The sequence below is a fragment of the Terriglobales bacterium genome, assembly GCA_035454605.1.
Lineage (GTDB): Bacteria > Acidobacteriota > Terriglobia > Terriglobales > Acidobacteriaceae > DATMAB01.
The window spans coordinates 1-6,519 of the sequence record DATIGQ010000205.1 but is presented as its reverse complement, the minus strand read 5'-3'; the positions used below and the strand labels follow the sequence as shown (position 1 = coordinate 6,519).

General features: G+C 64.5%; 6 protein-coding genes. 3 read left to right on the top strand and 3 right to left on the bottom strand.

From position 1 onward, the window contains the following. Window positions 1-306 (top strand): cupin domain-containing protein (locus tag VLE48_14355; protein ID HSA94191.1); only part of this gene is annotated, 306 nt, incomplete at its 5' end. Between the two features lie 47 nt (window positions 307-353). Here the strand turns inward: VLE48_14355 and VLE48_14350 are convergent. Next, entirely contained in the window at window positions 354-1,757 is a 1,404-nt protein-coding gene (locus VLE48_14350; GenBank protein ID HSA94190.1) for an APC family permease, read from the bottom strand. 213 nt (window positions 1,758-1,970) lie between these two features. Between VLE48_14350 and VLE48_14345 the strand changes: the two genes are divergently transcribed. Then, the gene (locus VLE48_14345; GenBank protein ID HSA94189.1) at window positions 1,971-2,705 is read left to right on the top strand and encodes a methyltransferase domain-containing protein; all 735 of its coding nucleotides are present in this window, start codon (window positions 1,971-1,973) and stop codon (window positions 2,703-2,705) included. Window positions 2,706-2,709: 4 nt separating this feature from the next. Here the strand turns inward: VLE48_14345 and VLE48_14340 are convergent, their stop codons facing one another. Together VLE48_14340 and VLE48_14335 are read right to left on the bottom strand one after the other, a co-directional pair. After that, complete coding sequence (locus VLE48_14340) at window positions 2,710-4,098, bottom strand: TldD/PmbA family protein (GenBank protein ID HSA94188.1); 1,389 nt, start codon at window positions 4,096-4,098, stop codon at window positions 2,710-2,712. A gap of 26 nt (window positions 4,099-4,124) precedes the next feature. After that, the gene (locus VLE48_14335; GenBank protein HSA94187.1) at window positions 4,125-5,723 is read right to left on the bottom strand and encodes a TldD/PmbA family protein; all 1,599 of its coding nucleotides are present in this window, start codon (window positions 5,721-5,723) and stop codon (window positions 4,125-4,127) included. Between the two features lie 137 nt (window positions 5,724-5,860). On the opposite strand from VLE48_14335, the gene nuoB reads away from it, so the two are divergent. After that, window positions 5,861-6,421 (top strand): NADH-quinone oxidoreductase subunit NuoB, encoded by a 561-nt coding sequence (gene nuoB / locus VLE48_14330; protein ID HSA94186.1) that lies wholly within the window; start codon window positions 5,861-5,863, stop codon window positions 6,419-6,421. Window positions 6,422-6,519 lie beyond the last annotated feature (98 nt).

Below are 6,519 nucleotides of genomic sequence, written 5' to 3'. Positions count from 1 at the left end.
GCGTATCGCGAATTCCTGCGCACCGACGCCATGAGCGCGGGCGTTTACGCGCTACCCGCCGGGGCTGAGGACAAGCAGAAGCCACACAGCGAAGACGAGATCTACTACGTGCTGAGCGGCCGCGCCAAGTTCTTCTTCGATGGCGATGGCACGCCCCGGCATCTGGACGTTCAGCCCGGATCGGTGATTTTCGTGGGCGCCAACGGCGACCATCGCTTCCATGACATCACCGAAGACCTGGTCCTGCTGGTGTTCTTCGGCCCTCCGGAAGGAACTCGGGCGAAACAAGGGTCAAGGGCGAAGTAGGTTTTGTCCAAGGCGCCGCGAGAAAGCCCTGTCACTACCGCGACAAGCTAGTCCCGCCGTCTGAGGTATCGCTGCACAAGATAGACCGGGTAGCAGCCGGCCAGCACGGCCAGGGCGTAGAAGCTGTTGCGGGTGTCGCCAGCCAGGGCTCCTGCAAGGAAGGCGAGCGAGCCGGCCAGTGCCAGCGCAGTGGTCCAGGGATATCCCCAGGCGCGGTAGGGCCGGGGCGCATCCGGCTCGCGACGGCGCAGCAGGAAGACCGCGAGGTACGCGAGGAAATAGTCCGTTACAAAGAAGAAGGTGGTCACGGCCAGCACGTCCTCGAAGGGACGCTTCTCACCCACGCGCAGGAGCGGCAAAAGAGTGAGACCTACGCTGCCCACCGTGCTCAGTAACAGCGCCGTAGTCGGTGTGCCGCCGGGATTCACGCGCGCCACCACCGGCGGCAACAGGCCGTCGCGGCTCATGGCGAAGGTGATGCGGCTGGCCATGAGGTGGTAGGCGTTGATGCCGCTCAGCATGGAGACGATCATCAGCGCGCTGATGACGGTGATGGTCCACTCGCCGAAGATGGTCGCGGCCGCCGTTCCCAGCGCCAGCTTGTCCTTGGCGATGGCGCTCATGGGAAGCGTGTACACCAGCGCCGCGTTCACCAGTACGTAAATGGCCATTAACGAGAGCACGCCCCAGAGGGTGGAGCGCGGGGCGTCGCGGGCAGGGTCGCGTAGCTCTTCCCCAAAATAGATGGCGCCGTACCAGCCGTCATAGGTGTAGATGACGGCCTGCGCCGCCAGGACCAGCGCTACCAGCAGCGGAAGGCCGGTCGGCAGAGGAGTCGGTGCGACTTCCGGCGTCTGCGGCGCCAGCGCGAAGATGGCCATCACCAGCCCCAAGAATCCCAAAGCCTTGGCGGCGCTGGTGATGTTCTGGATCAGGCTGCCCCAGCGGATGCCCCGCCACTGCAGCAACGCCATGCCGATGGTGACGGTGATGGCGATGGGGATCTCCCGGCCGAACAGGACGGGGTATTGCGGCAAGTGGCGACGCAGCAATACGTCGCTGTACTCGCCGATCACGATGGAGACGGCAGCGGTCGTGCCGCACTGCGCCAGCCAATCCGTCCAGCCGACGGCGAAGCCGGGAAATTCTCCCAGCGCCCGGCGGGTAAAGACGTAGTAGCCGCCGGAGCGTGGCGTCATGGCGCTCAGTTCGGAGATGGAGAAGGCTCCCAGCAGGGCGTACAAGCCGCCCACCACCCACACGCCGAGGAAGATCCAAACGCTGGGTAACTGCGCGGCGACCTCGCCCGGCGTGCGCAGGATGCCGGCGCCGATGGTGTTGCCGATGATGACCGCCAGCCCGAAGCCCACACCCAGCACCTGAAGCAAGCCTCGGGGAGCGCGAACATGTGCGGGCTGGGCGGCAGCCTGGGGGGCGGAGGAAGTGGACATGATGGACTCAGGTCACCCGATTCCCAGTTCGTCAGCCTGCTCCAGGGGCGTGCCGCACTGGCGGCAAATCACTGCCGAGCAATCGCCACAAGTGAGCGGGTCCACGACCTCACGGCTGCATTGCGGGCAGTAGAGCGGTTCAGGCTGAGGTTCGGGGACTGGAGCCATTGCGACCGGCAAATGTAGCATAGAAGCGAGGAGCGCTCATCCCGAATGAATCCCGACCAGATCCTGCAGCAGGAATTCAATCGCTGGGCCGAGCAGGGCCGCGGGGAGGAGATGGAGAAACACCATCTCGACATCACTGAAAAGACCCTGCGGCTCATGGAGCTGCGTCCCGGCGAGCGCGTCCTCGACCTGGGTTGCGGCGTGGGCTGGGCTACCCGCATCCTGGCGCGGCTGGTGTGTGAGGGGCCGCAGGGACACGGCCAGGTTGTCGGACTCGACATCTCCGACGAGATGATCCGCCGCGCCCGCGCCGCCTCGCGCGAGTTCGAGAACATCATGTTCCTGTGGGGCTCGGCCGAGCAGATTCCCTGGGAGGAAAACTTTTTCGACAAGGTGCTCTCGGTCGAGTCCTTCTATTACTACCCCGACCAGGAGCGTGCGCTGGCGGAAGTGTTCCGCGTGATGGCGCCGCGCGCGCGACTCTACATCCTCATCAACCTGTACAAGGACAACCCCTACACGCTGCGCTGGGTGGAGGAGCTCAAGGTTCCGGTGCACGCGCGCTCGGAAGCGGAGTACGTCGAGTTGCTGAAGCGCAACGCTTTCGAGGATGTGCAGGCGGTTCGCATTCCCGACGACACGCCCACGCCCGACGAATACAGCGGCAAGTGGTTCAAGAACGCCGAGGAATTGCGCGAGTTCAAGCGCATCGGGGCGCTGCTATTGGTGGCGCAGAAGCCGAACGTGCGGAACCCGGCGCCGGCGTATCAGATCTACTGAAGCGCTAGACAGCGTCCGACACGCTCGAGAACGTGAAGTCCCGCACCTTCATGGCGGGTACGATGCGGCCATCCGAAAGCTCGGCGCGGCCCAGCATCTCCACGTTGGCTAGAACCTTGGCCGGGCTTTCATTGAAGCGGAAGTTCATCACCGGGTGCGTGATCTTGCCGTTCTCGATCCAGAACAGGCCGTCGCGGGTCAGTCCCGTGACCTGCACCGTCTGCTGGTTGACGTAGCGTATGTACCAGAAGTGGGTCACCAGCAGGCCGCGCTCGGTGGAGCGGACCAGATCTTCGACGGAGTGGTCGTCTCCCTCCATCACCAGGTTGGCCGAGGGCAAAGGCGTTGGCTTCGCATCTTTCTTTTCCGCCCAGTACCGAGTGTAGGAAAGATTCTTCACCACGCCCTTCTCGATCCAGTCGATCTTCTCCGCCGGCAAAAAGCTGGGACCGGCGCCGCCGCCTCCGCCAAAGAAGAACTGGCCCACACCGCCGATGTCTGCCTGCACCGTGCCGACCCAAGGGCGGCCGGGATTGCGGGCGTCGAACGGGTCGGAGCGAACGGTGATTTTCTCGGAGAACATCTTTTCGCCCACGCGGGTGCCTCCGCCACGGCGGGTGAACAGCGAGCGGCCTTCTTCGGCGGCGCGGGCGTCAAAAATGTTGCCGAAACCGAACATGTACTGCAACAGGTCTGAGACCGCCGCCGGCTCCAGCACCACGGTGTATTGGCCGGGCTCGAGGGGCCGCGGTTTCTGCGAGAGCACGGCCTTGTCGATGGCGATGCCGGCCGCGCGGGCGCCGTCCACCTCGGCCATGCGGTGGCCTTCCGCGGAAGCCCAGCCGGAGCCCGTGCCATCCGGCGTGCGCGCGGTCAGCGAGTACTCGGCGCGCGTGCCCGTGGCATAGCCGAAGTTGCCGTGCTTGTTACCCAGGGCCAGCGCTGAGGCGGTGCGCTCGTAGTAGCCGGAGGAAACCACGCCTTTGGCTTGGGAAGCGTCCACTGCGGCCTTCACGGCGCCCAAAATTTCCTTTTGCGCGGCTGCAGCGGTGGCAGCGTCATACGCCGGGATCTCCGGATACTTCTGCGCGCCCAGCGGCTCGACATACTCCGGGTTGGCGGGAGCGAAGCCGGCCAGTTCCTCCGATTGCGCCACCGCCTTGCGCAGCGCTTCTTCCGAGGTCTCGTTGATGGCCACCTGTCCGGTGCGCCGGTCCTTGGTGGAAGAGATGTAGATCGCCACGCCGGCCGAGCGCCCGCTGGTGGTGATGCTGTTCACGGCAAAGCGCGTCTGCGCCAGGTCGCGCTCCCCCACCGTCACCTGGCAGTCGTCCGCCTTGGAGTAGGAGAGAATCTGATCGATCAGTTTCTTGGCGTCATCTCTGCTTAGCATAGGAAGTCCTCAGATCATGCAATCCCTTAATCCGTCAGCAGCACGTTGATCTGCCGGAACAGCGAGGGCGCGGAGCCGTGGCTCATGGCATTGATCTGCACGGGCTGGCCCTTGCCGTCGCTGGTGAGGCCATGATTCTCCCAAAAGCGCTGGTCGCCCGTGGCCTCCAGCGACGACCAGAAGTCCGTCGAGCGCGACTGGTAAGCCACGCGCGACACCATGTTCCCCTTCTTGCCGCCCTTGATCTCCCAAAAGGCGTCACCGCCGAACTGGAAGTTGTAACGCTGCTGGTCGATGGACCAGGAGCCGCGGCCATCGATCAGGAGGCCATCGTCCACCGCCGCGATAAGGTCGTCGAGCCTCATAGGCTTGGTCCCAGCTTTCAGCCACACGTTGGGGATGCGCTGGAAGGGGATGCTGTCGAACGAGTCGGCGTAGCAGCAGCCCAGCGATTCCTTCTCGCCGATCAGGTGCGCCTGGTCGCGGATGGTCTGAAAGTGCTGGAAGACGCCGCTCTTGACGATGTCGAACTGCGTGGCCTTCACTCCGTCGTCGTCGTAGCCCACCGTGGACATGGCCCGCGGGAGCGTGCGGTCGCCCTGGATGTTCATCACCTCGCTGCCGATGCGGAACTTGCCCAGCTTGTCGGGCGTGAGGAAGCTGGTGCCGGCGAGGTTGGCTTCGTAGCCCAGGGCACGGTCGAGTTCCGTCGAGTGCCCGATGGATTCATGGATGGTCAGCGCCAGGTGGTTGGGCATCAGCACCAGGTCCTTCTTGCCCGGGGCGACCGGCGGGGCTGAAAGGTGCTCCACCACTTCCTCGCCGATGCGGCGGCCGTTGCCCGGCAAGTCGTGTTCCTCGATGGCTTCCCAGCCCGCCGTGTAGGGCGACGGAGAGTAATTGCGCTGGCGGGAGATGCGTCTTTCGAGGTCCCGTGCCGCGGCGGTCACCTGCCCGTAGCACTGCAGGATGTACTGCTGGATGCGCGAGCCTTCCGACGACGCGAAGAACTTGTCCTCGCTTTTCGCCACCAGTACCGAGTTGGCGCTGAACACCTTGGGCACGGCCTTGACCTCGCCGTTGGCCTTTTCCAGCAGCGCCAGCTTCTCGGCGATGGCCACGTCAAAGGGATTGCGCTGGTGCGGCGTGGTGTACTTGTCCACGTAGGCTTTCACCGGCGCCAGCCGCACGGGTTGCTTCTGCAGTGCCGAGTTGGCCTTGGCGACGGCTACGGCTTCTGCAGCGACGCGCGCGATCTCGTCCCTGGTGACGATACGGCTGGCGGCGAAGCCCCAGGTACCGTTGGCGATCACGCGCACGCCGAACCCGAACGAGCCGGTGTCGCGCACTGCCGGTACGTGGTTGATCTTGCCGTTGGCAACGTCGGGCGTGGACCGCAGCGCCACCACCTGGTCGCGGTAGCGGTTGATGCGGATATCGGCGTAGGTGGCGCCCAGCTTCTTGGCTTGCTTCAGCGCCACTTCCGCCAGCTCGGAAAGTGCCGCCGAAGGTTTGCCGCCGCTGTTTTGCGCGTTCAGTTCGGGCAGGCCGTAGAGTTCATTGGCCAAGGCCGCTGCGGCGGCGCTGCCGGTGAGTTCGAGGAATCTGCGTCGGGTCAGGTCCATACGCGCTCCGGATCAGAACAGAAGAAGCGCAATTTCTATCAGAGCAGCGCAGACGGAGCAAGCACGACAGCCGGTTGACACTCTTTTGCCCCGCCCATAGACTCGTTTCCTGGGAGGCGAAGAACTCCTCTAGCGCCATGGCCTGGCTGCAGAACAAGTTCGAGAAGAACTTTCTCATCACCACGGTGGACTACGTGTTCAACTGGGCGCGCAAATCCGCGCTCTGGCCCATGACTTTCGGCCTGGCTTGCTGTGCCATCGAGATGATCGCTTCGTCGACGGCGCGGTTCGACATCGCGCGTTTCGGCTCCGAGGTCTTCCGGCCCAGCCCGCGGCAGAGCGACCTGATGATCGTGGCCGGCACCGTGACCCTGAAGATGTCGCCGGTCATCCAGCGCATTTGGGCGCAGATGCCCGATCCCAAGTGGTGCATTTCCATGGGCGCCTGTTCCTCGGTCGGCGGGCCGTTCAACACCTACGCCGTGCTGCAGGGTGTGGACCGCATCGTGCCCACCGACGTGTACGTCATCGGCTGCCCGCCGCGCCCGGAGAACCTGTTCTACGCTCTGCTCAAGCTGCAGGACAAGATCGACCAGATGTCGCTCGCCCGCCGTCCCACCGAGGTCCGCCTCGACGAGACGATGGTCGAGAACTTCCGCAAGCAGATCATGATCGCCCAGACCGCCCAGCCCCGTTGAGCACTCGCCAGGGTTCAGGCTGGCCGCCACACAACTCCGTGCTGCGGGCTCGTCCGAAGGAGCAAATCGTGCCCACTTTCGTCAAAGTTGCCGAGGTC